Origin of the sequence: Paracoccus broussonetiae, assembly GCF_031854425.1 — a bacterium.
In the GTDB taxonomy this organism is placed as follows: domain Bacteria; phylum Pseudomonadota; class Alphaproteobacteria; order Rhodobacterales; family Rhodobacteraceae; genus Paracoccus; species Paracoccus broussonetiae.
The window spans coordinates 29316-51572 of record NZ_JAVRQI010000022.1 but is presented as its reverse complement, the minus strand read 5'-3'; the positions used below and the strand labels follow the sequence as shown (position 1 = coordinate 51572).

Below are 22257 nucleotides of genomic sequence, written 5' to 3'. Positions count from 1 at the left end.
CAGAACATCGTCTGGACCACCCCGCAGGGCGGTGACGGGCCAAACTACCCGAACATGTGATCGAGGGGGGAACCGGCCGAGAAAGGGGCGGCGTTGCCCATCGGCAAAGGGAAGGCTAGGGTCGCAGCGGGTATTGCCAGGAATGGGCCGAAACCGTGACGACAAGACTGCTTTCTCTGGCGCTTATCGCGCTGACCGCCACGCCGGGATTTACCGGCGCAGCCCTTGCCGCCCCCTCGCTCGCCCAGAAGGCGCCTTCGGCGCCGGGCGGGCCCGAGGACAAGGCAACCGCCAAGCCCGGCCCCGAGACGCATGGGCTGGCCGGGCCCTATCTGGCCGCGCGCCAGGCCGCGATCGCCAATGATTACCGCAGCGCCGCGGATTATTACCTGCAGGCGATGACGCAGGATGACACCGACCCCTTCCTGCAGGATTCCGCGCTGGTCGCGCTGATCTCGGCCGGAGAGATGGAGCGGGCGGGTGCGCTTGCCGTCACCATGACCGATCAGGGCCGCGCGACCGAACTGGCACGTCTGATGCAGCGCACCGAACTGGCGCGGGCCGGGCGCTGGCAGGATCTGGTCAATGCCATCGACAAGGCCCCCCCGCCCAGCACCCGCGACGATGTCGACGAGGTCGCGCCGGGCGGCAACCAGCTGTTCGACAAGATGATGCGCGCCTGGGCGTTGCTGGGTGCCGGGAATGCACGCCAGGCGCTGTCCGCCTTTGAGGAAATGGGCAAGGTGCGCGGCGCGCGGCCGATGGTGAACTATCACCTCGCGCTCGCCAAGGCGGCGGTCGGCGATTATGAGGGGGCCGATAAGCTTCTGGAGGACAAGTCCGCTGGCGCGCATATCCTGGGCGTCATCGCCCGCGCGCAGGTCCTGTCCCAGCTTGAGCGCAATGCCGATGCCATCAAGATGCTGGAGGAGACCCCCGGATTCGAGGAGGAGCCGCATCTTGTCGCCCTGCGCGACCGGCTGAAAAAGGGCGAGACACTGCCCTTCGACAGCGTGCGCACCCCGGCGGACGGGCTGGCGCAGGTCTATCTGACCTTTGCCAGCGTCCTTGCCAACAGCGACGATCCCGATCCGCTGGCGCTGATTCATGCACGTCTGGCATCGTATCTTGCCCCCGACCTGGGCGAAGCGCGGCTGATCACCGCCCAGCTTCTGCAGGGCTTCGGGCAGTTCGATCTGGCCGAGCAGGAATTCGACGCGCTGCGCGAACTGGGCGACATGCGGCCGATCGCGGAATTGTCGCGGATCGACGCGCTGACCCGCGCCGACCGTCTGGACGATGCCGAAAAGGCGGCCCTGTCCTTGACCGCCGCGCATCCCGAACTGGCGCAGGGCTGGATCGCCCTTGGCGACCTGCTGCGCCAGCAGGACAAGTTCGCGCAGGCGATCCCCGCCTATGACAAGGCCCTGTCGCTGATCGGCACCAAGGCGGGCGAGGCGCGCTGGTTCCCGCTTTATGCGCGTGGCATCGCGCTGGAACGTTCGGGCCAGTTCCCCAAGGCCGAGGCGGATTTCCGCGCCGCGCTGAAGCTGCGCCCGGACTCCGCGCAAGTGCTGAATTATCTGGGCTACAGCCTTGTCGACCGTGGCGAGAAGCTGGACGAGGCGCTGAACCTGATCAAGCGCGCAGTCGAGCTGCGTCCGGATGACGGCTATATCCTCGATTCGCTGGCCTGGGCCTATTACCGGATGGGTCGCTATGACGAGGCGGTCGCCCCGATGGAAAAGGCCGTCTCGGCGATGGCCGGGGATTCGCTGGTCAATGACCACATGGGCGACATCTACTGGATGGCAGGCCGTCACCGCGAAGCCGAGATCCAGTGGCAGCGCGCCCTGTCGCTGAAGCCCGAGCAGGAAAGCGAAGCACAGCGCATCCACGCCAAGCTGGATCGCGGGCTGGACAAGGTTCTTGCCGAGGAAAAGGCGAATGGTGGCAAGCTTCCCACCCCCCGCGCCACCCAGACCCCGGCCGATTCGACCAAGAACTGACATGACCCTGCCCCGGCGCGAGCTTGCGCCCGCGAAACTGAACCTGACGCTGCACGTGACCGGACGGCGGGACGATGGCTATCACCTGCTCGATTCCCTCGTGGTGTTTCTGGACGTGGGTGACGTCGTGACGGTCGCGCCGGGGCCGCTATCTTTGCGCCTGACCGGCCCCTTTGCCGGGGCACTTGCCGACGATCCCCAGAACCTGTGTCTGCGCGCGGCCCGGCTGGCCGGACGCGAAGCGGTCATCACGCTGGAAAAGAACCTGCCCGTCGCCTCGGGCATCGGGGGCGGCTCGGCCGATGCGGCGGCGGTGCTGCGCGCGCTGGACGCCCGCCCCCCCGGAACCGAGATACTGGGCGCGGATGTTCCGGTATGCCTTGCGGGCCGGCCGATGCGGATGCAGGGGCTGGGAGAGATCCTGACCCCGCTGCCGCCCCTGCCCCAACTGCATGTGCTGCTGGTGAACCCGCTTTGCGGGCTGTCGACACCGGCGGTCTTTGCGGCGCTGGACTGCCGCGTGAACCCACCGATACCCCAGGTTCTTCCTGATTTCCCCGATGCCGCGACCCTGATCGCGTTCCTGACCGACTGCCGCAATGACCTGCAGCCCGCGGCGATCCGGCTGCTGCCCGTGATCGCGGACTGCCTGGCCGCGTTGCAGGGCGCGGGCGCCGCGCTGGCCCGCATGTCGGGATCGGGCGCCACCTGTTTCGGCCTGTTCCCGGATGCACGGACAGCCGAGGATGCGCGCCGCGCGATCGCTGCGGATCATCCGGACTGGTGGGTGGCCGCATCCGGACTCGCGCAAGATCGCGGGACGCTTTAGAACCGGGCGGAATTCGGGAGGAAAGACCATGCTACGCCTTGGCGTGAACATCGACCATGTCGCCACCATCCGCAATGCGCGCGGCACGCCCTGGCCCGACCCGGTGCGCGCCGCCGAACTGGCCGAGGCCGCCGGGGCCGACGGCATCACCGCGCATCTGCGCGAGGATCGACGCCACATCTCGGACGCGGATATCGACAACCTGATGGCGCAGCTGCGCCTGCCCCTGAACCTGGAAATGGCCGCGACGCCGGAAATGCAAGCCATTGCTCTGCGCCACCGCCCGCACGCAGTCTGCATCGTCCCCGAAAAACGCGAAGAGCGCACGACCGAGGGCGGGCTGGATGTCGCCGGAAACGAGGCGCAACTGGCCGGTTTCATCGCGCCCCTGCGCAACGCAGGGTGCCGCGTGTCGCTGTTCATCGGCCATGAACCCGCCCAGATCGAGGCCGCGGCACGGATCGGCGCGACGGTCGTCGAACTTCACACCGGCGCCTATTGCGACTTCGACACTGAGGGCCGGGTGGCGGAACGCGACGCCGAACTGGCGGCGCTGCGCAAGGGCGCGGCGCTGGCGGCAAGCCTTGGGCTTGAGGTCCATGCCGGCCACGGGCTGACCTTCGACACGGTCGGGCCGATCGCCGCGATCCCCGAGTTCAAGGAATTGAACATCGGGCATTTCCTGATCGCGGAATCGGTCTTCATCGGGCTGGACCAGGCGATCCGCGAAATGCGCCGCCGGATGGACGCGGCGCGCGCATGATCCTTGGCATCGGCTCGGATCTTGCCAATATCGACCGCATCGCGGGGGTACTGGATCGCCATGGCGACCGCTTTCGCAATCGCGTCTTCACCGAGACCGAGCTGGCCCTTGCCGCACGCCGCAAGCTTGAGGCCGCGACCCTGGCCAAACGCTGGGCCGCGAAGGAAGCCTGCTCAAAGGCGCTTGGCACCGGGCTTGCCATGGGCATCAGCTGGAAGGACATGGCCGTGCGCAACCTGCCCAGCGGCCAGCCCACCATGCATCTGACCGGCTGGGCGGCGGAACGCCTGCGCAGCATGACGCCTGCGGGCCACCGGGCCTTCGTCCATGTCACCCTGACCGACGATCACCCCTGGGCGCAGGCCTTCGTGGTGATCGAGGCGCTTCCCGAGGGCGTGATCGCCCCCATGTTTACCGGCGCTTCCGCTTGACTTTGTCTTGTCGCGCGGCCCATGAACGCGCGAATTCCGCATGAGGGGACCGGCATCCATGGCCAAAAGCGAAGCCCGCAAAGATGGCGGCATCTGGGAAACCGTCAAGACCATCTTCTGGGCCCTGCTGATCGCGGGGGTGTTCCGCACGCTGTTCTTCCAGCCGTTCTGGATCCCCTCGGGCAGCATGAAGGACACGTTGCTGATCGGCGACTTCCTGTTCGTCAACAAGATGGCCTATGGCTATTCCCAGCATTCCTGCCCCTTCTCGATGTGTCCGATCTCGGGACGCATCCTTGGCTCGGAACCCGAGCGGGGTGACGTGGTCGTCTTCCGCCATCCGACGCGTGGCGACGACTTCATCAAGCGGCTGATCGGCCTGCCGGGCGACCGCATCCAGATGCGCAACGGTGTCCTTTACATCAATGGCGAGGCTGCGCCGCAGGTCGCCAACGGCACCTTCACCGAGGAACAGGCTCCGCAGGGACCGCAAGGCAGCCTGCCCTGCCCCAGCCAGATCCGCGCCGCGACCGACGGTCAATGCGTCTCAGAGCGCATGACCGAAACGCTGCCCAACGGCGTCAGCCATGACGTGCTGAACCTGACGGACAACGGGCCGGGCGACAACACGCCGGAATTCACCGTGCCTGAGGGGAATTACTTCTTCATGGGCGACAACCGGGACAATTCTGGCGACTCGCGCTGGCCTGCCTCGCTGGGCGGCGTCGGCATGGTTCCGGCGGAATACCTGATCGGCCGTGCCGACCGGATCATGTTCTCGTCCGCGGGCAAGTCGCTGCTGTATTTCTGGACCTGGCGCCCGGATCGTTTCTTCAAGGCCGTCGAATAAGGAAGAATTGCCGCGGAAGGGGGGCCGTGGCAGGATCGGAACATGAAGATTTCTGCCGAACTACGCGCCTTCTCGGGACGGCTGGGCCATGACTTCGCCCGGCCCGAACTGCTGCAGCGCGCCCTTACCCACGGCTCTATCGCCAGCACGACCCGCCCCGACAACCAGCGCCTGGAGTTCCTGGGCGACCGCGTCCTGGGGCTGACCATGGCCGAAGCGCTGTTTTCGGCCGACCGCGCCGCAAGCGAGGGCCAGCTTGCCCCCCGCTACAACGCGCTGGTCAAGGGCGAGACTTGCGCCGCCGTCGCGCGCGAAATCGGTCTGGGCGACGTCCTGAAGCTTGGCCGCTCGGAAATGCTGTCCGGCGGTCGCCGCAAGGAAGCCCTGCTCGCCGACGCGCTTGAGGCGGTCATCGCCGCGATCTACCTTGATGCGGGGCTGGAGGCCGCGCGCGGTGTCATCCTGAAGCATTGGGCAGACCGGCTGAAGAATGTCGATTCCGACAGCCGCGATGCCAAGACCGTCCTGCAGGAATGGGCGCAGGCCAATGGCATGACGCCGCCCCGCTATGTCCAGACCGCCCGCTCGGGGCCGGACCATGCGCCGGAATTCGAAATCACCGTCAGGCTGGACGACGGGCGCGAAGCCATCGCCAGCGGACAGGGCACCAAACGCAGCATCGAGCAGGCGGCCGCACAGGCCCTGCTGGACCGGATCGAAGGAACGACATGACCGACACGCGCGCAGGCTTCGTTGCCCTGATCGGCGAACCGAACGCCGGGAAATCCACCCTGCTGAACCGGATGGTCGGGGCCAAGGTCTCGATCGTCACGCACAAGGTGCAGACGACGCGCGCCCGCATCCGCGGCATCGCGATGCACGAGAATGCCCAGATCGTCTTCGTCGACACACCCGGCATCTTTCGCCCGCGCCGCCGTCTGGACCGCAGCATGGTCAAGGCCGCATGGGGCGGGGCTGCCGATGCCGATGTGATCCTGCTCCTGATCGAGGCGCATCGCGGCCTGACGGACGGAGCGCAATCCATTATCGACAACCTGCGCGAAAACGCGGGCAAGACCCCCGTGGCGCTGGTCATCAACAAGATCGACCGCGTCAAGGCCGAGGTGCTGCTGGCGCTGTCGCAGGAGTTGAACAGCAAGTTCGAATTCGCCAAGACCTTCATGGTCTCGGCCGAAAAGGGCTATGGCTGCAACGATCTCGCAGATTGGCTGGCGGCCGAGGTGCCCGAAAGCCCGTGGCTTTATCCCGAGGATCAGGTGGCCGACCTGCCGATGCGCATGATCGCCGCCGAGATCACGCGCGAGAAGCTGACCCTGCGCCTGCACGAGGAAATCCCCTACCAGCTGACGGTGGAAACCGAGAAGTGGGAGGAGAAGAAGGACGGCTCGGCGCGGGTGGACCAGATCGTCTATGTCGCGCGTCCCGGCCACAAGGGCATCGTACTTGGCAAGGGCGGCGAGACGATCAAGGCCGTCGGCCAGGCTGCGCGCGCCGAACTGTCGGAATTCATGGGCCGCCCGGTCCACCTGTTCCTGCAAGTGAAGGTGCGCGAAAACTGGCTGGACGAGGCCGAGCGCTATAACGAAATGGGCCTGGATTTCCGCGACGGCGATGCCTGAGGCGCGGTTGGCGGCGGGGATCTGGGTTTCGGCCTATCTTCGCCGGCTGCAGCTGGCCGACATTCCCGCCTATGTCCTGCGCCACGGCGACGATACCGCGGGCGCGGTCATGGTCAAATGCGCGACGCTGGACGGCCGTGCCAGCCTGTGGGTGCGGGAATGGGATTTCGAGACCGATGAACGCCCCTGGATCAACCTCTCCGGGGGCGCCGAGCGTGAAATCGACGCCGAGATTGCCCGCCATTCCGGCCGCGATCCGGACCTGTGGGTCATCGAGATCGAAAGCCGTGACGGAGCCACGCTGCTGGATCAGCCGGGGCTGGTCTGAATCCCCGGAAAAGCCCTAAATCTTGTGGCTTTCCCGTGACATTCCGGCCGTGACCCCCTATAAGATGGGAGCCCAAGGCAGGATAAGATGACAATGACCGAACCCGCCCCCCAGCCCTCCGAATATGGCGCCGATTCCATCAAGGTTCTCAAGGGCCTGGAAGCTGTGCGCAAGCGTCCCGGCATGTATATCGGGGACACGGATGACGGCTCGGGTCTGCATCACATGGTCTACGAGGTCGTCGACAACGGCATCGACGAGGCGCTGGCCGGTCACGCCGATTTCGTGCGCGTCAAGATCCATGCCGACAGCAGCGTTTCCGTGCGCGACAACGGCCGCGGCATCCCGGTCGACATGCACCCGACCGAAGGCGTCAGCGCGGCCGAAGTCATCATGACCCAGCTGCATGCGGGCGGGAAGTTCGACCAGAACAGCTACAAGGTTTCGGGCGGCCTGCATGGCGTCGGCGTTTCCGTCGTCAACGCGCTGTCAGACTGGCTGGAGCTGCGCGTCTGGCGCAACGGCAAGGAACATTTCGCCCGCTTCGAGCATGGAGACACGGTCGAGCACCTGCGCGTCGTCGGCGATGCCGCACCGGGCGAAAAGGGAACCGAAGTGCGCTTCCTGGCCTCGTCACGCGAAGACAGCGCCGAAGGCACCTTCTCGAACCGCGACTTCGTCTACAAGACGCTGGAAAACCGCCTGCGGGAACTGGCCTTCCTGAATTCCGGCGTGCGCATCATCCTTGAGGACGAGCGGCCTGCCGAACCCCTCAGGACCGAGCTTTACTACGAAGGCGGCGTGCGGGAATTCGTGAAATTCATCGACCGCTCGAAAACGCCGGTCATGTCCGACCCGATCTTCATCCAGGGCGAAAAGAACGGCATCGGAATCGAGGTCGCGATGTGGTGGAACGACAGCTACCACGAAACGGTGCTGCCCTTTACCAACAACATCCCGCAGCGCGACGGCGGCACCCACCTGGCGGGCTTCCGCGGCGCGCTGACCCGCGTCATCAACAATTACGCCCAGTCCAGCGGCGCCGCCAAGCGTGAGAAGGTCGACTTCACCGGCGACGACGCCCGTGAAGGGCTGACCTGTGTTCTGTCCGTCAAGGTGCCGGATCCCAAATTCTCCAGCCAGACCAAGGACAAGCTGGTCTCGTCCGAGGTGCGCCCCGCCGTCGAGGGACTCGTGGGCGAGAAGCTGGCCGAATGGTTCGAGGAAAACCCTGCCGAGGCAAAGCAGATCGTCGGCAAGATCGTCGAGGCTGCCCTGGCCCGCGAAGCCGCCCGCAAGGCGCGCGAACTGACCCGCCGCAAGACGGCGATGGACGTTGCCTCGCTGCCCGGCAAGCTGGCCGACTGCCAGGAAAAGGATCCCTCGCTTTCCGAACTGTTCATCGTCGAGGGTGACTCGGCAGGTGGTTCGGCGAAACAGGGCCGCTCGCGCCAGAACCAGGCGGTCCTGCCGCTGCGCGGCAAGATCCTGAACGTCGAGCGCGCGCGCTTTGACCGGATGCTCAGCAGCGACCAGGTCGGCACGCTGATCACCGCGCTGGGGACCAGCATCGGCCGGGACGAATTCAACCTGGACAAGCTGCGCTACCACAAGATCGTCATCATGACCGATGCCGATGTCGACGGCGCGCATATCCGCACCCTGCTGCTGACCTTCTTCTTCCGCCAGATGCCGGAACTGATCGAGGCCGGGCACCTGTATATCGCGCAACCGCCGCTGTACAAAGTCAGCCGCGGCCGGTCCGAGGTCTATCTGAAGGACGAAGCCGCGCTTGAGGATTACCTGATCGAGCAGGGCATTGACGGCGCGAGCCTGCGGCTTGGCAGCGGCGAAAGCATCTCGGGTGCCGACCTTGCCCGCGTCGTGGACGAAGCGCGCATTGCGCGGCGCATCCTGCGCGCCTATCCGACCCATTACCCGTCCCACATCACCGAGCAGGCGGCCATCGCCGGCGCGCTGGTGCAGGGCCGTGTCGATTCCGATGCGCAGGGCGTGGCCGAAGCGGTGGCCCGCCGCCTGGACATGATCGCCGAGGAATATGAACGCGGCTGGTCCGGTCGCCCGACCCAGGATGCCGGCATCCGACTGACCCGCCAAGTGCGCGGGGTCGAGGAAAGCCGCACACTGGACGGCCCGATGCTGCGCAGCGGCGAAAGCCGCAGGCTGGGCGCGATGACGGCAAGCCTTCAGGAAACCTATGGCCAGACCGCGCATCTGATCCGCAAGGATCGCGACATCCCGATTCACGGCCCTCTGGGGCTTTTGCAGGCGATTTTCCTGGAAGGGGAAAAGGGGCTGTCGCTGCAGCGCTATAAGGGTCTGGGCGAAATGAACCCCGAACAGCTGTGGGAAACGACTCTGGACCCGGCCGCACGAACCATGCTGCAAGTGCGCGTTGAGGACGTCAGCGAGGCAGATGACATCTTCACCAAGCTCATGGGTGATGTTGTTGAGCCACGCCGAGATTTCATTCAACAGAACGCGCTCAACGTGGAAAACCTTGATATATGAGGGAATAATTTCGTTTTTTGACGAATTACCCCTCGACTTCACGATCGCTTGCGTAGAATATTAAGCTACGGATTCACGCTTTGGCCTTGGATTTCGTCCGCGTGAGATGTTTGCTGCATCGCAGCTGGCGCGACGAGCCGCCTCGCCGTAGCGCGTGCGCCTGTTGAACGATGCAGTTAGCCTCTGGAGACAAGACATGAATGTGAAGCATCTTACGATGATGGCAGCCTCGCTTGCACTCGGTGCAGGTGCTGCCAGTGCCGGTGGCTACACGCCCCCCGTCGCGGAACCGGTCATTGCTCCCGTGGCCGTCGAACCGGTTGCGAACTGGGCTGGTGGCTATGCCGGTGTGACCCTGGGCTATGCCTTCGGTGGCAGCGACCGCGTTGGCATCACTGACGTAGCGACCGAAACCCTGCTGGGTGATATCGGCGAAATGGAGCTCGACGGCGTCAATGGCGGCGTCCGCGCCGGTTACCGCTGGCAACGCGACAACTGGGTGTTCGGCCCGGAACTTGGCTATGAAATCGGCGACATCAAGGGTGACACCTCGGGCGTCATCGGCGGCACCGAACTCGGCGCCGATGCCAAGGTCAAGAACATGCTCGCCCTGCGCTTCAAGACCGGCTACGTCGTCCGTCCGGACACGATGGTCTATGGTATCGCCGGCTGGGGCCGCGCCGATATCGACTATGAAGTCGCAGGTGAAGATGTCGGCTATGACACCGACGGCTACATCGTGGGTCTTGGCGTTGAAAAGCAGCTGACCGACCGCATGTCGATGACCGCGGAATACGAATACGCGAACTTTGGCAAGGAACGGCTGGAAGCCGCAGGTTACACCACCGAAGCCACCGTCGACTACAGCAACATCAAGCTGGGCCTGAACTTCCGGTTCTAAGATCCGGCAGCACAGCAGTTGCAGAAAGGGCCGCCTTGGGCGGCCCTTTTTCATATCCGTCCGCGACGCGCCCGACCCAAAGGCGCGGGACCGCCCACTGGCAGGACGACGACGGCGCGCGTCCCGCAGGCCATCGCGAAGCCGGTGGGAACCAGCGCGCGCAAAGCCGGATCGTCGCAGGCAAGCCCCCCAGTATAGGCCCCGAAAGCGGGCAGAAGCAGATGCTGCCCCCCCAGCAGGAAGCTGCGCCGACGCTCTCCCGCAAGGCGTACGACCGGGTGGTAATGGCCAGAGATATCGGGCCCCTGCCCCGAAAGCGCCGCGTGGCGCAGGGTGACACGGCCGATCATCGCAGCCTCGGCCGCCCGGCCCGGCATGCCTTGCGGGGGACCGGGATCGTGATTGCCGCCGATCCAGACCCAGTCCCGGCCACGGGCCAGCGCCCCGATCCGCCGCACAACCTGCGCGTCCAGCGCGGTCACGGCGGCCAGATCATCGAAGCCGTCACCCAGGCTGACCACCGCCGCGGGGTCCAGCGCCGCAACCTCGGCCGACAGTCGCTCCAGCGTTAGCAATCCCTCATAGGGTGGAAGCAGGGGACCGCCGCGCCGCGCCAACCGCTCGGACTTGCCCAGATGCAGGTCCGAGACGATCAGCCAGCGCCCCTCGGGCCACCACAGCGCGCCAGAGGGGCGGGCCTCCAGCACCAGCCCGTGAAAGGCGAAGCGGTAGCCCGTCATCCCAGCGCCTCCAGCCCCGCTGCCTGCATCAGGGCCGCGGCCTCGATCTGGGCCAGTCGGTCGCGCCCCTCGCCCCGGATCGGAACCTTGCCGATCTCAAGCAGCAAAGGGGCGGCCATGGGCGAGACCCTGTCGAGCATCCGGTGTTCGCGCCGGGGAGAGCGGGCCAGCATCTCCTCGATCCGGCCGAAATCGACCAGCCCGCGCCCGGCTTCGCCAGCGGTGATGCGCAGCATCAGGTGGCCGGGATCGTATTTGCGCAGCGTGTCGTAAAGGATGTCACTGGAAAAGGTCGCCTGCCGTCCCGACTTGCGATTGCCGGGCATGTTGCGATGGATCAGCCCCGCGACCGTTGCGACATTGCGGAAGGTGCGCTTCATGACCGCATTTTCCCCCAGCCAATCCCCCAGACCCGCGCGCAGCCGGTCGCTGTCCAACAGCCGTTCCGGCGCGGTCACGGGGTCAAGCGACCAGATCAGCAGCGCATAATCGGTCATCAGGAAGCCCAGGGGTCCCAGCCCCTCGCCCTCCATCTCTCGGGTCAGCAGCAGGCCAAGGGTCTGCAGCGCGTTCCGCCCGGCAAAGCCGTAAAGCGCGAAATGCCACAACCCGGCATGGGGAAAGCTTTCCGACAGAAGCACCCCCGGCTCGGGCAGGCGCGAGACCTGCGCCTGAAGCCGCAGCCAGTCACGGGTATCCGGGGGCAGGACGTCATGGCGCGAAGGGTCGCCGATCAGCGCCAAAACGCGATGGGCAAGCTGGGTCGACATGGCAAGCTTGACCCCTGAGTAGACCGCGATCTTGGGCTGGCGGGTCGGGACCGGCGTGACCTCGATCACCATTTCGCGCATCGCATCCATGCGGACGACCTTGCCGCCGATCAGGAAACTGTCGCCGGGAACAAGGCTTGCCGCAAAATCCTCCTCGACCTCGCCCAAGGGGGTGCCGCCGCGCCCGCGCAGACGGACCTTGACCATCTCGGCCTCGACAATGGTGCCGACATTCATGCGCAGCAGCTTCGCGGCACGCGGATCGCGCAGATGCCACAGCCCGCCCCGCAGCATCAATCGCTGCCAGCGGTCATAGGCGCGAAGCGCATAGCCCCCCGTCGCCGCGAAATCCAGGCAGGCGTCGAAATCGGCACGGCATAGGGCGCGATAGGGACCGGCGGTGCGAACCTCGGCCCAAAGCGCATCCGCGTCAAAGGGTGCCGCACAGGCCGTCAGCAGGATGTGCTGGCAAAGCACGTCAAGCGGCCCCTGACCGCGCGGCGTCCCGTCCAGATCGCGCAGGCGCACCGCCTCAAGCGCGGCGACGCATTCGATCTGTTCGAACCGGTTTGCCGGCACGATCCGCGCCATCGACGGCGCGTTATAGCGATGGTTGGCTCTGCCGATGCGCTGGACCAGCCGTTTGACGTTTTTCGGAGCGCCGACCTGGATCACCAGGTCAACCGCGCCCCAGTCGATGCCAAGATCAAGGCTGCCCGTCGCGACCACCGCGCGCAATTCTCCGGCAGCCATCGCCGCCTCGACGCGGGTGCGCTGTTCGCGCGCAAGGCTGCCGTGATGCAGCCCGATGGGCAGGTTGTCCACATTCGCGGCCCACAGCGCCTGAAAGAACAATTCGGCCTGCGCGCGGGTATTGATGAAGATGATTGTGGTGCGGGCCTGCCTGACCGCCTCCAGCACCTCGGGGACCGCGTAATGGCCCCCGCCGCCTGCCCAGGGGGCGGGCTGTTCGGTCGCAAGCATGGCGATGTCGGGATCGGGTCCGGGATCGGCCAGATGAACGGTGACGGGACCGGCGCCCGCCATGAAATCGGCCAGCGCCTGTGGATCCTCGACCGTCGCGGAAAGGCCCGTCACCCGCATGGCGGGCGACAGGCTGCGCAGGCGGGCCAACCCCAGCATCAGCTGGTCGCCGCGCTTGCTTTCGGCCAGCGCGTGCAACTCGTCCAGCACGACGCGGCGAAGACCGGCGAAAATCGCGGGTGCTTCGGGATAGCTCAGCATCAGGGCAAGGCTTTCGGGCGTGGTCAGCAGGATTTCGGGTGGATCGACGCGCTGGCGGCGGCGCTGGGTCGCGCCGGTATCTCCGGTGCGGTCCTCGACCCGGATCGGCAGGCCCAATTCGGCCACCGGCCGGGCAAGGTTGCGCCCGATATCTGCCGTCAGCGCCTTCAATGGCGAGACGTAGAGCGTGTGGACCGACCCCTTGCGCCCGCCGCCCGCCCGCAACTCGACCAGCGAAGGCAGGAAGCCGGCAAGGGTCTTGCCACCGCCCGTCGGCGCGATCAGCAGGCTGTCGCCCGGCGTTTCCAGCAGGGCAAGCTGGTGGGGATGGGGCTGCCAGCCCTTGCTGGCGAACCAGTTTCGGAATTCGGGCGGGAGGGTCACAGCATCGCCTCCAGCGCGGACAGGTGATCCGCCTCCAGCGCGGGCTTGTCCCAGCGGATGCGGCTGATCCGGGGAAAGCGCATGGCGACGCCCGAGCGGTGGCGGGTCGAGCGGTTCACCCCCTCGAATGCGACTTCGACCACCAGCCGGGGTTCCAGCGCGCGGACGGGGCCGAAACGCTCGACCGTGTGCTGGCGCACGAAGCGGTCCAGTTCGATCAGCTCGGCATCGGTGAAGCCGAAATAGGCCTTGCCGACCGGGACCAGTTCCTCGCCCCGCCACAATCCAAAGGTGAAGTCCGAGTGAAAGCCCGACCGCTTGCCATGACCGCGCTGCGCATAGATCAGCACCGCATCGACCACCATGGGATCGCGCTTCCACTTGAACCATGGTCCGCGCGGACGCCCGGACAGATAGGCACTGTCCCGGCGCTTGATCATCACTCCTTCGATCACCGCAGCAGGAGGGTCCGCACGCAGGGCGGCCAGATCGTCCCAGCTTGCGAAATCCAGCAGCGGAGAGACATCGATGCGCGAGCTGCCGAAATCGGCGGCCTCAAGCTGGGCGCGGCGCGTCATCAACGGTTCGCTCCGCAGATCCCGGCCCTGCCATGTCAGCAGGTCGTAAAGCCGCAGCCCGGCGGGGTGGCTGGCCAGCAGCGACTTGCCGACCGTCTTCCGGTTCAGCCGCTTCTGCAGATCCCCGAAAGGGGCCACCGTATCGTCGCGTCGCACCAGCAGTTCGCCATCCGCCGTGCCCTCAAACCCCATTTCGGCGATCACGTCGGGAAAAGCGTGCGAGATATCCTCGCCAGTGCGGGAATAAAGCCTGCGCACGCCGCCTTCGCTGACCGCCTGCACCCGGATGCCGTCCCATTTCCATTCCGCGACATATTCGGCGGGGTGCAGGGCGCGCAGTTCGTCCAGATCGGTCGGCGTGGACAGCATCACGGGCCGGAAGGGGGCCAGCGCGGCGCCCTGTGGGACAGCGCCCCCGCCGATCCAGCCGAAAAGCGCGGCATAGGGCGGCGTCAGCCCGTGCCAGACCTCTTCCATCTCGGTAACAGTGGGGCCACCCATCGCGGCCAGCGCCATCCGGGCCATGCGCGCCGACAATCCGACCCGCAGGTTGCCGGTCGCGAGCTTCAGGAAGGCCAGCCGCTCGGACGGGCCAAGCCGGTCCAGCATTGCCGCGATCGCGGCTGGCAACGCGGCCTTCCCGGTTCCCTGAAGCAGCGCCACCGCCTGAGACAACGAGGGGTCGTCCTCGGCCCCGCCGGGCCAGATCAGCGCGATGGTTTCGGCCAGATCGCCCACAAAATCATAGCTGAGCGCCAGCAGCTGCCCATCGACCCGCTCGGCCGCAAGGCCACGCAGAAGCGACGGCGTGACTGTCCGCAATTGTAGGTCTCCGGTCAGGGCGGCCAAGGCCCAACCCCGGTCCGGATCGGGTGTCCGCTGCAGGTAGTGCTGCAAAAGCAGCAGCTTGGCATTGCGTGCCGGGGTAAAGGCCAGGCGTTCCAGCAAAGCGGCAAAGGCTTTCATTCCGCCTCGTCCTCATACCCGACCAGCCGCAGGGGCCGCGCGGCGATCTGGGCCAGCTCGCACCAGCGGATCACCCCGTCTTCGGTCCCGTGCGTGACCCAGACCTCGGACGGGGACAGTTCGGTCAGCGTCCCTGTCAGCGCCAGCCAGTCGACGTGATCGCTGATGACCAGCGGCAGTTCGGCCCCGCGCTGGCGCGCCCGCGCACGAACCGCCATCCAGCCCGAGGCAAAGCCGATCACCGGGTCGCGAAATCGCTGCACCCAGGGGCTAGCAAAGGCCGAGGGCGGCGCGATCACAAGTTGGGCGGGCACCTGATCCGCAGTGGCGGGGATCAACTCGCCAAGCGGGACACCGCAGTCCTGATAGTAATCGCAAAGCGTCTTCAGCGCGCCGTGGATGGCAATCGGCGCATCATGGCCCGCAGCGCGCACCAGAGCGATAAGATGTTGCGCCTTTCCCAAGGCATAGGCGCCGATCAGGTGCGGACGATCGGGAAATTCGGCCATGCTGGCAAGAAGCCGGGCGATCTCGGTTGCGGGATCGGGGAAGTTGAAGACCGGCAGGCCAAAGGTCGCCTCGGTCACGAAGACATCGCAGGCGACCGGAACGAAGGGCGCACAGGTCGGGTTCGGATGGCGGGAATAGTCGCCCGAAACCACGATCCGCGGCCCGTTTACCGCCGTGACCGAGATCTGCGAGGAACCGAGCACGTGACCGGCAGGATGAAAACCCACGCTGACACCGCCGATACGCGTCTCGGCCCCGGCAATCTCGGTCGTTCCGGCAAAGCCTTCGCCCATGCGCAGGCGCATGATGTCCAGCGTCTCACGCGTGGCCATGACCGCGCCGTGACCCATACGGGCATGGTCGCTGTGGGCATGGGTGATCAGCGCGCGCGGAACCGGCTGCAGCGGGTCGATGTGGAAATCACCTTCGGGGCAGTACAGCCCGGCCTTGGTGGGAAAGAGCAGGTCTTCAGCGCGCATGTCTCCAAGGTGTAGAACATTTCGTGAAAATCAACCCGTAGAAACCAGGGGACGACCCTCGAAAATGGTTTCCATCGAGAAAACGCCGGTCACGCGCTCAAGATCCATGTCCACGATCAATCGCTTGTACAGCGCGTCATAGCCGGCCATCCCCGTAGTCACCGCCTTGGCGAGATAGTCCCATTCGCCGCCGATGCGGTGGAAATCGACGATTTCGGGCTGAGCCTCGATCCGGGCGCGGAAACGGCGGGCCCAGGCGTCATCGTGATGGCGGGTGCGGATGACGATGAAGACGGTCAGTTGCAGGCCCAGAGCGACCGGGTCGATGCGGGCGCGGCTGCCCTGAAGAACCCCTGCCTCGGTCAACCGGGTCAGGCGCCGCCAGCACGCGTTCTGGGACAGGCCGACCCGCTCGGCCAATTCGCGCTGCGAGAGGCTCGCGTCACGCTGCAGCAGCGCAAGCAGCTTGTTGTCGATTTCATCGAAATTCTTCGCCTGATCGTTCATATGACCACCATTCTCGCAGATGCTATCGTTTATAGCGGATGTTTCATCGCAAGATACGGGTCATTCTGGGCATAGGAATACGAGGAACAGATGCCCCCCTTTGACAGCTACCTTGCCCGGCTGGGAGAAGACCCCCTGCAGACGATCCATGACGGCCTGATCGGCCGCGATGCCGTCTTTCAGGGTCCGTTCGGACCGCGCAAACTGATCTATGCCGATTACATCGCCTCGGGCCGCGCGCTGCGTCCGTTGGAAGAGTGGATGATCGAAACCGTGCTGCCCTGGTATGCGAACAGCCATACCGAGGCCAGCCATTGCGGCGGCACGATGACCCGCCTGCGCCGGGCGGCACGTACGGCCATCGCGGAATGCGTCAATGCTTCGGACGATCACGCAGTCATCTTTACCGGCTCGGGCGCGACACAGGGCATCAACAGGCTTGTCCATCTGTGGCAGGTGGGTCCGCAGGCGACAGTCCTGCTTGGCCCCTATGAACATCATTCGAACATCCTGCCCTGGCGCGAGAGCGGGGCAAGGGTCATCACCATTCCCGAAGCGCCCACCGGCGGTCCCGACCTTGACGCGCTCCGCGACGAACTGGCGCGCGCGAAGGGGCCGGTGATCGGCAGCTTTTCCGCGGCATCGAACGTCACCGGAACGCTGACCGACGTGGCCGCAGTAACGGCTTTGCTGAAAAAGGCGGGCGCGCGCGTGGCATGGGATTACGCCGGCGCTGGCCCCTATCTCGCCATCGACATGGCGCTGGGGATGGACGCGGTCGTAACCTCACCTCACAAGTTCATCGGCGGACCGGGGGCATCCGGCGTCATGATCTTGCGCCGAAATTCGGTGGCCGAAACGCGCCCGACCCTGCCGGGTGGCGGCACCGTCCGTTTCGTCTCGCCCCAGGGCCACGACTATTCGTCGTCGATCGAGGCGCGGGAAGAAGCCGGGACCCCGAACGTCACCGGCGACATCCGTGCCGCGCTGGTCTTTCTGACGAAACAGGCGGCAGGACAGCAGCGCATCGCCAAGCGCAATGCCCGCTGGCTGGCGCGCGGACTGACCCGGCTTCGCAATCACGCCCGCATCGAGCTTCTGGGGAATCTGGACGCCCCGCGCCTGCCCTTCTTCAGCTTCCGCATCCGCGACGGGCAAGGCGGTCATGTCCACCAGCAACTGGCAACGCGGATGCTGTCGGACCTGCACGGAGTGCAGGCGCGCGGTGGATGCGCCTGCGCCGGTCCCTATGTCCACGCGCTTCTGGGGATCGATCAGCCCGAATCCGACCGCCTGCGCGCCGCAATCCTGTCGGGGGACGAGATCGAGAAGCCGGGATTCGTCCGCCTGAACCTGTGCTGGGCAGCGGATGAGGCCGAGGTAACGGCGATCCTGGACGCGGTCTGCAATGTCGCCGATCACGCAACGGATTACCTGGCGCTGTATCGCTGCGATCCCGCAACCGCGATCTTCACCCCGGTTGCGGCAGAGTAGCCCGTCGTGCAGCGACCCATTCGCGCAGCAGCGCGACCCGGCGGGGGCGGAAACTGGTGCCGCCCCGGTCCATCCTGCGAATGCGCGGGACGTGAAAGACGCGATAGTCATCCCGCAGCCGGCAATGCGCCAGCAGCATCATGTGATTGTCGCTGAAGGACAGGCCCAGCGGCCAGATCTCGCGCGTCGAACTGAGGTCGTTCAGGTCGAGATAGTCGATGACCAGGCTTTGTTCATCCCATAGCGCCTGTCTGAGGATTTCCATGTCGATGCTGGGACCGGGCCGAGGGCGTGGCTCTCGGAACAGCCGCATCGTCGCGTGCATGGCGTGACGGCCCTGCGATTGCGGCAACGTCGCGATGATCCGTGCCAGCGCGTCCTGACCCGCCCGCGACAATGCTTCATCGCCCAGCGACGACAACCCGGACACGGCCAGCATCAGCGCCTCGATCTCAAGGCGCGAGAAGCTTTGCGGCGGCAGCGCCGGATCTTCGGTCAGGGAATAGCCCAGGCCCGCCTCGCCATCGATCAGCGCGCCGCCCGCGCGCAGCGTGGCGATGTCGCGGTAAAGCTGGCGCTGCGATACGCCGGTTTCCTCGGCCAGACGCAGGGCCGTGACCGGTGCGGGCAACCGGCGGATCGCATCCATCAGGCGCATCAGTCGATCGGTGCGGGACATGCTGTCACCTTTTGTCAGCAGGGCAGTTGCATCCTGAACCCGTCAGAACAGGAGGCCAAGATGCTGACCCTTTATCACGCCCCGCAAAGCCGCTCGAACACCATCATCAGCCTGTTGTACGAGCTGGACGTGATGGACAGGATCCGCGTGCGCACCGTGACGATCCCGCGCCAGGACGGATCGGGCGGCCGCGACCCCGCCAACCCCCACCCCGAGGGCAAGGTCCCCTATCTGGTCAACGGGGACGATCACCTGCGCGAACGCGGGGCGATCATCGTATACCTGACCGATCTTTTCCCTGAGGCGGGTCTGGCGCCGCTGCCAGGCGATCCGAAGCGTGGCGAGTATCTCAGCTGGCTGTTCTGGTATCAGGGCGTGCTTGAACCGGTTGCGGTGCTGCAATTCGCGGGCCTGTCGCACCCTGCCCTGCAGGCGACGTTCCGCAATTACCCGACGGCGCTGGAGCAGCTGGACAAGACCCTGACCCGCCAGCCCTGGCTGCTGGGCGACAAGTTCTCGGCCGCGGATCTGCTGGTCGCCAGCCCCTTCATCTTCTTCGGGGACGTCATGCCCAGCACCCCGGCGATCACCGAATGGGCGGGGCGGATTCAGTCGCGCCCGTCCCAGGCGCTGGCGGCGGCCTTCGACGGCTGAGCCGGCGCAGTCGGCAGGCGCGCCAGCTGCACCATCAGGATGCCCGCTGCGACGACAAGGGCCCCGATCACGTCCGAGGCGCCGAACCGTTCGCCCAGCAGCAGCGCCGCGATGCCGACACCAAAGATCGGTGACAGGAAATGGAACGTGGCCGCCCGCACCGCACCCACGCGGGCGACCAGCAGGAACCAGATCCAGGTCGCGCCGATGCCCGGTGCCAGCACGGTATAGATGAAGGCCCAGACAAGCTGGCCGCTCCACTGCACGGGGCGGCCCCATTCCAGGATCGCGGCGGGGATCGCCAGCGTCAGCGCGCCGACGGCCATCTGCATGGCCACGATGGTCATCATGTTGCGGCTGCCGCCCGCACCGCGCGCGGCAAGGGTCGCGACCGTCAACGCGACGACCGCCAGCAGGCAAAGGATCGTGCCCGGAATATCCAGTCCGTGCTGCAGGCGCACGCCCATGATCAGCGTCACCCCGGCGGCCCCGGCGACAAGGCCAACCACTGCGGCGGGCCGCAGCCTTTCGCCATAGATCAGCCAGCCGAAGAAGGCGACGATCAGCGGCATCATCGAGGCGATGATGGCCGCCGCCGATGCCTCGACATGCTGCATCGCGATCCAGTTCAGGCCCAGGTATAGCGTGTTCTGGCAGATGCCGAAGATTATGACCGTGCGCCATTCCGCGCGGCTGAGCCGAAGGTTCTGCCCCATCGCAATGGCCAACGGAAGCGCCACCACGGCGGACAGGGCAAAGCGGATGACCAGCGCGGTCAAAGGCGGGGCGGCGGTCACGATCATCCGCGTCGTGGTAAAGGCCGAAGCCCACATCAGCGCAAAGCCGAACCCCATCGCGATGGCCTTGAAATCCATGCGCCAGCCTTTCCGTCGAACCGCCCGCATGAGCTAGCAGATGAATGCGCGGGCGCAAGACAAAAGCGGGGAACTACCATACCGGCGCCACAAAAAGGAAGGACCGCGCATTGCTGCGCGGTCCTTCGCTTGCGTCACGGCCTGAAGATCAGGCGTTCACGCTGTCCTTCAGCGCCTTCGCGATGGTGACCTTGACCACCTTGTCGGCGGGCTTCGTCATCATTTCCTGGGTCTGCGGGTTGCGGACCTGACGCTCGGGGCGCGCGCGGCAAGCAACTTTGCCGATGCCCGGCAGGGTCAGCGCGCCACCGTCAGCGACGGTTTTCGACACGACAGCCGACAGCGCGTCCAGCGCCGCAGCAGCGGTTTTCTTGTCGCTGCCCATTTCTTCGGCGAGCGTGGCCACCAGCTGGGTTTTGGTCATCGGTTTAGAAGCGGCCATAGCCATAGTCTGTCTCCTCGTTGTTTCCCGTTCGGGAAATTTTCGGACGCCACCTTGGCGGCATGAAGGGCGCTACACAAGCTTTTTGAGGAAGGTGCAAGCCATTTTTGCCCTTTCCAGCCAGCAAACGCTGCGAAACCTGCGCATCCGGCGCGCTCTAAAGGAAGGCCGTCTCGTTAAACGACCTCAACTTGCGGGAATGGATCCGCTCCAGCGGCGTCGCCCGCAGCTTCTCCATCGCGCGGATTCCGATCAGCAGATGGCTTGCCACCTGCGTGCGGTAGAAATCCGTCGCCATGCCCGGCAGCTTCAACTCTCCGTGCAGCGGCTTGTCCGAAACGCACAGCAGCGTGCCATAGGGCACCCGGAAGCGGAAACCGTTCGCGGCGATGGTCGCGCTTTCCATGTCCAGCGCCACGGCACGCGACTGCGACAGCCGCTGGACCGGGCCGGACTGGTCGCGCAATTCCCAGTTCCGGTTGTCGATGGTGGCGACCGTCCCCGTTCGCATGATCCCCTTCAGCTCATACCCGTCCAGCTGCGTGACCTCGGCCACGGCCTCTTGCAGGGCGACCTGGACCTCGGCCAGCGCGGGAATCGGAACCCAGACCGGCAGGTCGTCGTCCAGGACGTGATCTTCGCGCAGATAGGCATGGGCCAGCACGAAATCGCCCAGGGATTGCGAGTTCCGCAGACCCGCGCAATGGCCGACCATCAGCCAGGCATGGGGGCGCAGCACCGCGATATGGTCGGTGGCCGTCTTCGCGTTCGAGGGCCCGACACCGATATTGACCAGCGTGATCCCGTCGCCGTCCGGGCGCTTCAGGTGATAGGCGGGCATCTGCGGTGTCTTGGCGCCCGTGACCAGTAGGTCCTCGGGTCGTTCCAGGATCTGGTTTCCCGGGGCGACGAATTCGGTATAGCCCGACTCGGGGTCGCCCAGAGCCCGGCGGGCAAAGGCCTCGAACTCGTCGACATAGAACTGGTAGTTGGTGAACAGGACGAAGTTCTGGAAATGCTCCGGCAGGGTCGCGGTGTAATGCGACAGCCGCGCCAGCGAGTAGTCGACGCGCTGCGCGGTAAAGGGCGCAAGCGGCTGGCTGCCGTCGGGATTGGGTCCCGAGGTGCCGTTGACGATGTCGTCGTTCATGGTGTTCAGGTCGGGCACGTCGAAGACGTCGCGCAGCGAGAATGACAGCACGCCTTCCTGAGGGACGTTCAGATCGCTTTGCGTCGCCACCGCGAAATGCACCGGCATCGGGGTATCGCTGTCGCCGACCGTGACCGAGATCGCGTGGTTCTTCATCAGCAGGGCAATCTGCTCGGTCAGGTAGCCGCGGAACAGGTCCGGCCGCGTGACCGTGGTCGCATAGCTGCCCGGCACCGCGACATGGCCAAAGGACAGGCGCGAATCCGTCTTGGTGTGGCTGAGCACGATCATCCGCAGCTCGGGATAGAAAGCACGATAGCGAGCCGTCGGCCGCTGGCCCTCAAGCGTACGGATGAAGCGGTCGAGCAGGAATTTCGACGCCCGCTCGTACAGTTCGATCAGGCGGTCCACCGCGGCCGACGGATCGTCGAAATGGACCCGCTCGGCCTTCTCGGGGGCTTCGACGGGCAACTGGCGGTTGTCGGTCATCTGGGAGGCGCT

At 65.8% G+C, this 22257-nt stretch carries 21 protein-coding genes; 12 read left to right on the top strand and 9 right to left on the bottom strand.

All coding sequences use genetic code 11. The features are described 5' to 3' along the window. Positions 1-155: 155 nt before the first annotated feature. From RM190_RS21415 to RM190_RS21370, 10 genes are all read left to right on the top strand, one after another. Positions 156-2009, top strand: a complete 1854-nt coding sequence (locus tag RM190_RS21415; protein ID WP_311761516.1) for a tetratricopeptide repeat protein — start codon at positions 156-158, stop codon at positions 2007-2009. Position 2010: 1 nt separating this feature from the next. Beyond that, positions 2011-2838 (top strand): 4-(cytidine 5'-diphospho)-2-C-methyl-D-erythritol kinase, encoded by an 828-nt coding sequence (locus tag RM190_RS21410; protein ID WP_311761515.1) that lies wholly within the window; start codon positions 2011-2013, stop codon positions 2836-2838. Positions 2839-2866: 28 nt separating this feature from the next. Continuing rightward, positions 2867-3601 carry a pyridoxine 5'-phosphate synthase gene (locus RM190_RS21405; protein ID WP_311761514.1) on the top strand — a complete coding sequence of 245 codons (735 nt, stop codon included), beginning with the start codon at positions 2867-2869 and terminating at the stop codon, positions 3599-3601. Next, positions 3598-4032, top strand: coding sequence for a holo-ACP synthase (gene acpS, locus RM190_RS21400; RefSeq protein ID WP_311761513.1), 435 nt, complete (start codon positions 3598-3600; stop codon positions 4030-4032). The genes RM190_RS21405 and acpS overlap by 4 nt, the downstream gene beginning before the upstream one ends. 58 nt (positions 4033-4090) lie before the next feature. Continuing rightward, positions 4091-4882: a signal peptidase I gene (lepB, locus tag RM190_RS21395; RefSeq protein WP_311761512.1), complete on the top strand. Its 792-nt coding sequence runs from the start codon at positions 4091-4093 to the stop codon at positions 4880-4882. Between the two features lie 42 nt (positions 4883-4924). Beyond that, a complete protein-coding gene (gene rnc / locus RM190_RS21390) occupies positions 4925-5614 on the top strand; it encodes a ribonuclease III (RefSeq protein WP_311761511.1) in 690 nt (229 codons plus the stop codon). After that, positions 5611-6522 (top strand): GTPase Era, encoded by a 912-nt coding sequence (era, locus tag RM190_RS21385; RefSeq protein ID WP_311761510.1) that lies wholly within the window; start codon positions 5611-5613, stop codon positions 6520-6522. Before rnc ends, era begins: the two co-directional genes overlap by 4 nt. Further along, positions 6515-6850, top strand: a complete 336-nt coding sequence (locus RM190_RS21380) for a DUF1491 family protein (protein ID WP_311761509.1) — start codon at positions 6515-6517, stop codon at positions 6848-6850. Before era ends, RM190_RS21380 begins: the two co-directional genes overlap by 8 nt. 93 nt (positions 6851-6943) lie before the next feature. After that, positions 6944-9382, top strand: coding sequence for a DNA topoisomerase (ATP-hydrolyzing) subunit B (gene gyrB / locus RM190_RS21375; RefSeq protein WP_311761508.1), 2439 nt, complete (start codon positions 6944-6946; stop codon positions 9380-9382). A 196-nt stretch (positions 9383-9578) separates the two neighbouring features. Beyond that, positions 9579-10283, top strand: a complete 705-nt coding sequence (locus RM190_RS21370; protein ID WP_311761507.1) for an outer membrane protein — start codon at positions 9579-9581, stop codon at positions 10281-10283. 50 nt (positions 10284-10333) lie between these two features. Here RM190_RS21370 and pdeM read toward each other — a convergent pair whose 3' ends face one another. Genes pdeM through RM190_RS21345 form a run of 5 tightly spaced genes read right to left on the bottom strand, consistent with a single transcriptional unit; the run spans position 10334 to position 16462 of the window. Beyond that, positions 10334-11023, bottom strand: a complete 690-nt coding sequence (gene pdeM / locus RM190_RS21365; protein ID WP_311761506.1) for a ligase-associated DNA damage response endonuclease PdeM — start codon at positions 11021-11023, stop codon at positions 10334-10336. Beyond that, positions 11020-13422: a ligase-associated DNA damage response DEXH box helicase gene (locus tag RM190_RS21360; protein ID WP_311761505.1), complete on the bottom strand. Its 2403-nt coding sequence runs from the start codon at positions 13420-13422 to the stop codon at positions 11020-11022. Before RM190_RS21360 ends, pdeM begins: the two co-directional genes overlap by 4 nt. After that, complete coding sequence (locus tag RM190_RS21355; RefSeq protein WP_311761504.1) at positions 13419-14966, bottom strand: cisplatin damage response ATP-dependent DNA ligase; 1548 nt, start codon at positions 14964-14966, stop codon at positions 13419-13421. The genes RM190_RS21360 and RM190_RS21355 overlap by 4 nt, the downstream gene beginning before the upstream one ends. Further along, positions 14963-15955 (bottom strand): ligase-associated DNA damage response exonuclease, encoded by a 993-nt coding sequence (locus RM190_RS21350; protein WP_311761503.1) that lies wholly within the window; start codon positions 15953-15955, stop codon positions 14963-14965. The genes RM190_RS21355 and RM190_RS21350 overlap by 4 nt, the downstream gene beginning before the upstream one ends. A 30-nt stretch (positions 15956-15985) precedes the next feature. Next, complete coding sequence (locus RM190_RS21345; protein WP_311761502.1) at positions 15986-16462, bottom strand: Lrp/AsnC family transcriptional regulator; 477 nt, start codon at positions 16460-16462, stop codon at positions 15986-15988. A 90-nt stretch (positions 16463-16552) separates the two neighbouring features. On the opposite strand from RM190_RS21345, the gene RM190_RS21340 reads away from it, so the two are divergent. Then, positions 16553-17956, top strand: coding sequence for an aminotransferase class V-fold PLP-dependent enzyme (locus tag RM190_RS21340; protein WP_311761501.1), 1404 nt, complete (start codon positions 16553-16555; stop codon positions 17954-17956). Here the strand turns inward: RM190_RS21340 and RM190_RS21335 are convergent. After that, on the bottom strand, positions 17934-18635 hold the full coding sequence (locus RM190_RS21335) for a helix-turn-helix transcriptional regulator (protein WP_311761500.1): 702 nt from the start codon (positions 18633-18635) through the stop codon (positions 17934-17936). The two genes, RM190_RS21340 and RM190_RS21335, sit on opposite strands and share 23 nt — an antisense overlap. Positions 18636-18695: 60 nt before the next feature. Between RM190_RS21335 and RM190_RS21330 the strand changes: the two genes are divergently transcribed. Continuing rightward, complete coding sequence (locus RM190_RS21330; protein WP_311761499.1) at positions 18696-19289, top strand: glutathione S-transferase family protein; 594 nt, start codon at positions 18696-18698, stop codon at positions 19287-19289. Here RM190_RS21330 and RM190_RS21325 read toward each other — a convergent pair. The 3 genes from RM190_RS21325 to RM190_RS21315 all read right to left on the bottom strand — a co-directional run bounded on the left by RM190_RS21325 (position 19244) and on the right by RM190_RS21315 (position 22245). Beyond that, entirely contained in the window at positions 19244-20164 is a 921-nt protein-coding gene (locus RM190_RS21325) for a DMT family transporter (RefSeq protein WP_311761498.1), read from the bottom strand. The two genes, RM190_RS21330 and RM190_RS21325, sit on opposite strands and share 46 nt — an antisense overlap. Positions 20165-20312: 148 nt before the next feature. Then, positions 20313-20612: an HU family DNA-binding protein gene (locus RM190_RS21320; RefSeq protein WP_311761497.1), complete on the bottom strand. Its 300-nt coding sequence runs from the start codon at positions 20610-20612 to the stop codon at positions 20313-20315. 151 nt (positions 20613-20763) lie between these two features. Continuing rightward, the gene (locus RM190_RS21315; protein ID WP_311761496.1) at positions 20764-22245 is read right to left on the bottom strand and encodes an AMP nucleosidase; all 1482 of its coding nucleotides are present in this window, start codon (positions 22243-22245) and stop codon (positions 20764-20766) included. Positions 22246-22257: the final 12 nt, after the last annotated feature.

Excerpts from the sequence above, each read along its gene's own strand:
- lepB (WP_311761512.1), top strand. The coding sequence starts at position 4,091 with ATGGCCAAAAGCGAAGCCCGCAAAGATGGCGGCATCTGGGAAACCGTC.
- RM190_RS21370 (WP_311761507.1), top strand. The coding sequence starts at position 9,579 with ATGAATGTGAAGCATCTTACGATGATGGCAGCCTCGCTTGCACTCGGT.
- RM190_RS21355 (WP_311761504.1), bottom strand. The coding sequence starts at position 14,966 with ATGAAAGCCTTTGCCGCTTTGCTGGAACGCCTGGCCTTTACCCCGGCA.
- RM190_RS21330 (WP_311761499.1), top strand. The coding sequence starts at position 18,696 with ATGCTGACCCTTTATCACGCCCCGCAAAGCCGCTCGAACACCATCATC.
- RM190_RS21405 (WP_311761514.1), top strand. The coding sequence starts at position 2,867 with ATGCTACGCCTTGGCGTGAACATCGACCATGTCGCCACCATCCGCAAT.
- RM190_RS21325 (WP_311761498.1), bottom strand. The coding sequence starts at position 20,164 with ATGGATTTCAAGGCCATCGCGATGGGGTTCGGCTTTGCGCTGATGTGG.
- RM190_RS21340 (WP_311761501.1), top strand. The coding sequence starts at position 16,553 with ATGCCCCCCTTTGACAGCTACCTTGCCCGGCTGGGAGAAGACCCCCTG.
- acpS (WP_311761513.1), top strand. The coding sequence starts at position 3,598 with ATGATCCTTGGCATCGGCTCGGATCTTGCCAATATCGACCGCATCGCG.
- RM190_RS21350 (WP_311761503.1), bottom strand. The coding sequence starts at position 15,955 with ATGCGCGCTGAAGACCTGCTCTTTCCCACCAAGGCCGGGCTGTACTGC.
- RM190_RS21335 (WP_311761500.1), bottom strand. The coding sequence starts at position 18,635 with ATGTCCCGCACCGATCGACTGATGCGCCTGATGGATGCGATCCGCCGG.
- RM190_RS21380 (WP_311761509.1), top strand. The coding sequence starts at position 6,515 with ATGCCTGAGGCGCGGTTGGCGGCGGGGATCTGGGTTTCGGCCTATCTT.
- era (WP_311761510.1), top strand. The coding sequence starts at position 5,611 with ATGACCGACACGCGCGCAGGCTTCGTTGCCCTGATCGGCGAACCGAAC.
- RM190_RS21410 (WP_311761515.1), top strand. The coding sequence starts at position 2,011 with ATGACCCTGCCCCGGCGCGAGCTTGCGCCCGCGAAACTGAACCTGACG.
- pdeM (WP_311761506.1), bottom strand. The coding sequence starts at position 11,023 with ATGACGGGCTACCGCTTCGCCTTTCACGGGCTGGTGCTGGAGGCCCGC.
- RM190_RS21345 (WP_311761502.1), bottom strand. The coding sequence starts at position 16,462 with ATGAACGATCAGGCGAAGAATTTCGATGAAATCGACAACAAGCTGCTT.
- RM190_RS21320 (WP_311761497.1), bottom strand. The coding sequence starts at position 20,612 with ATGGCTATGGCCGCTTCTAAACCGATGACCAAAACCCAGCTGGTGGCC.
- RM190_RS21315 (WP_311761496.1), bottom strand. The coding sequence starts at position 22,245 with ATGACCGACAACCGCCAGTTGCCCGTCGAAGCCCCCGAGAAGGCCGAG.
- rnc (WP_311761511.1), top strand. The coding sequence starts at position 4,925 with ATGAAGATTTCTGCCGAACTACGCGCCTTCTCGGGACGGCTGGGCCAT.
- gyrB (WP_311761508.1), top strand. The coding sequence starts at position 6,944 with ATGACCGAACCCGCCCCCCAGCCCTCCGAATATGGCGCCGATTCCATC.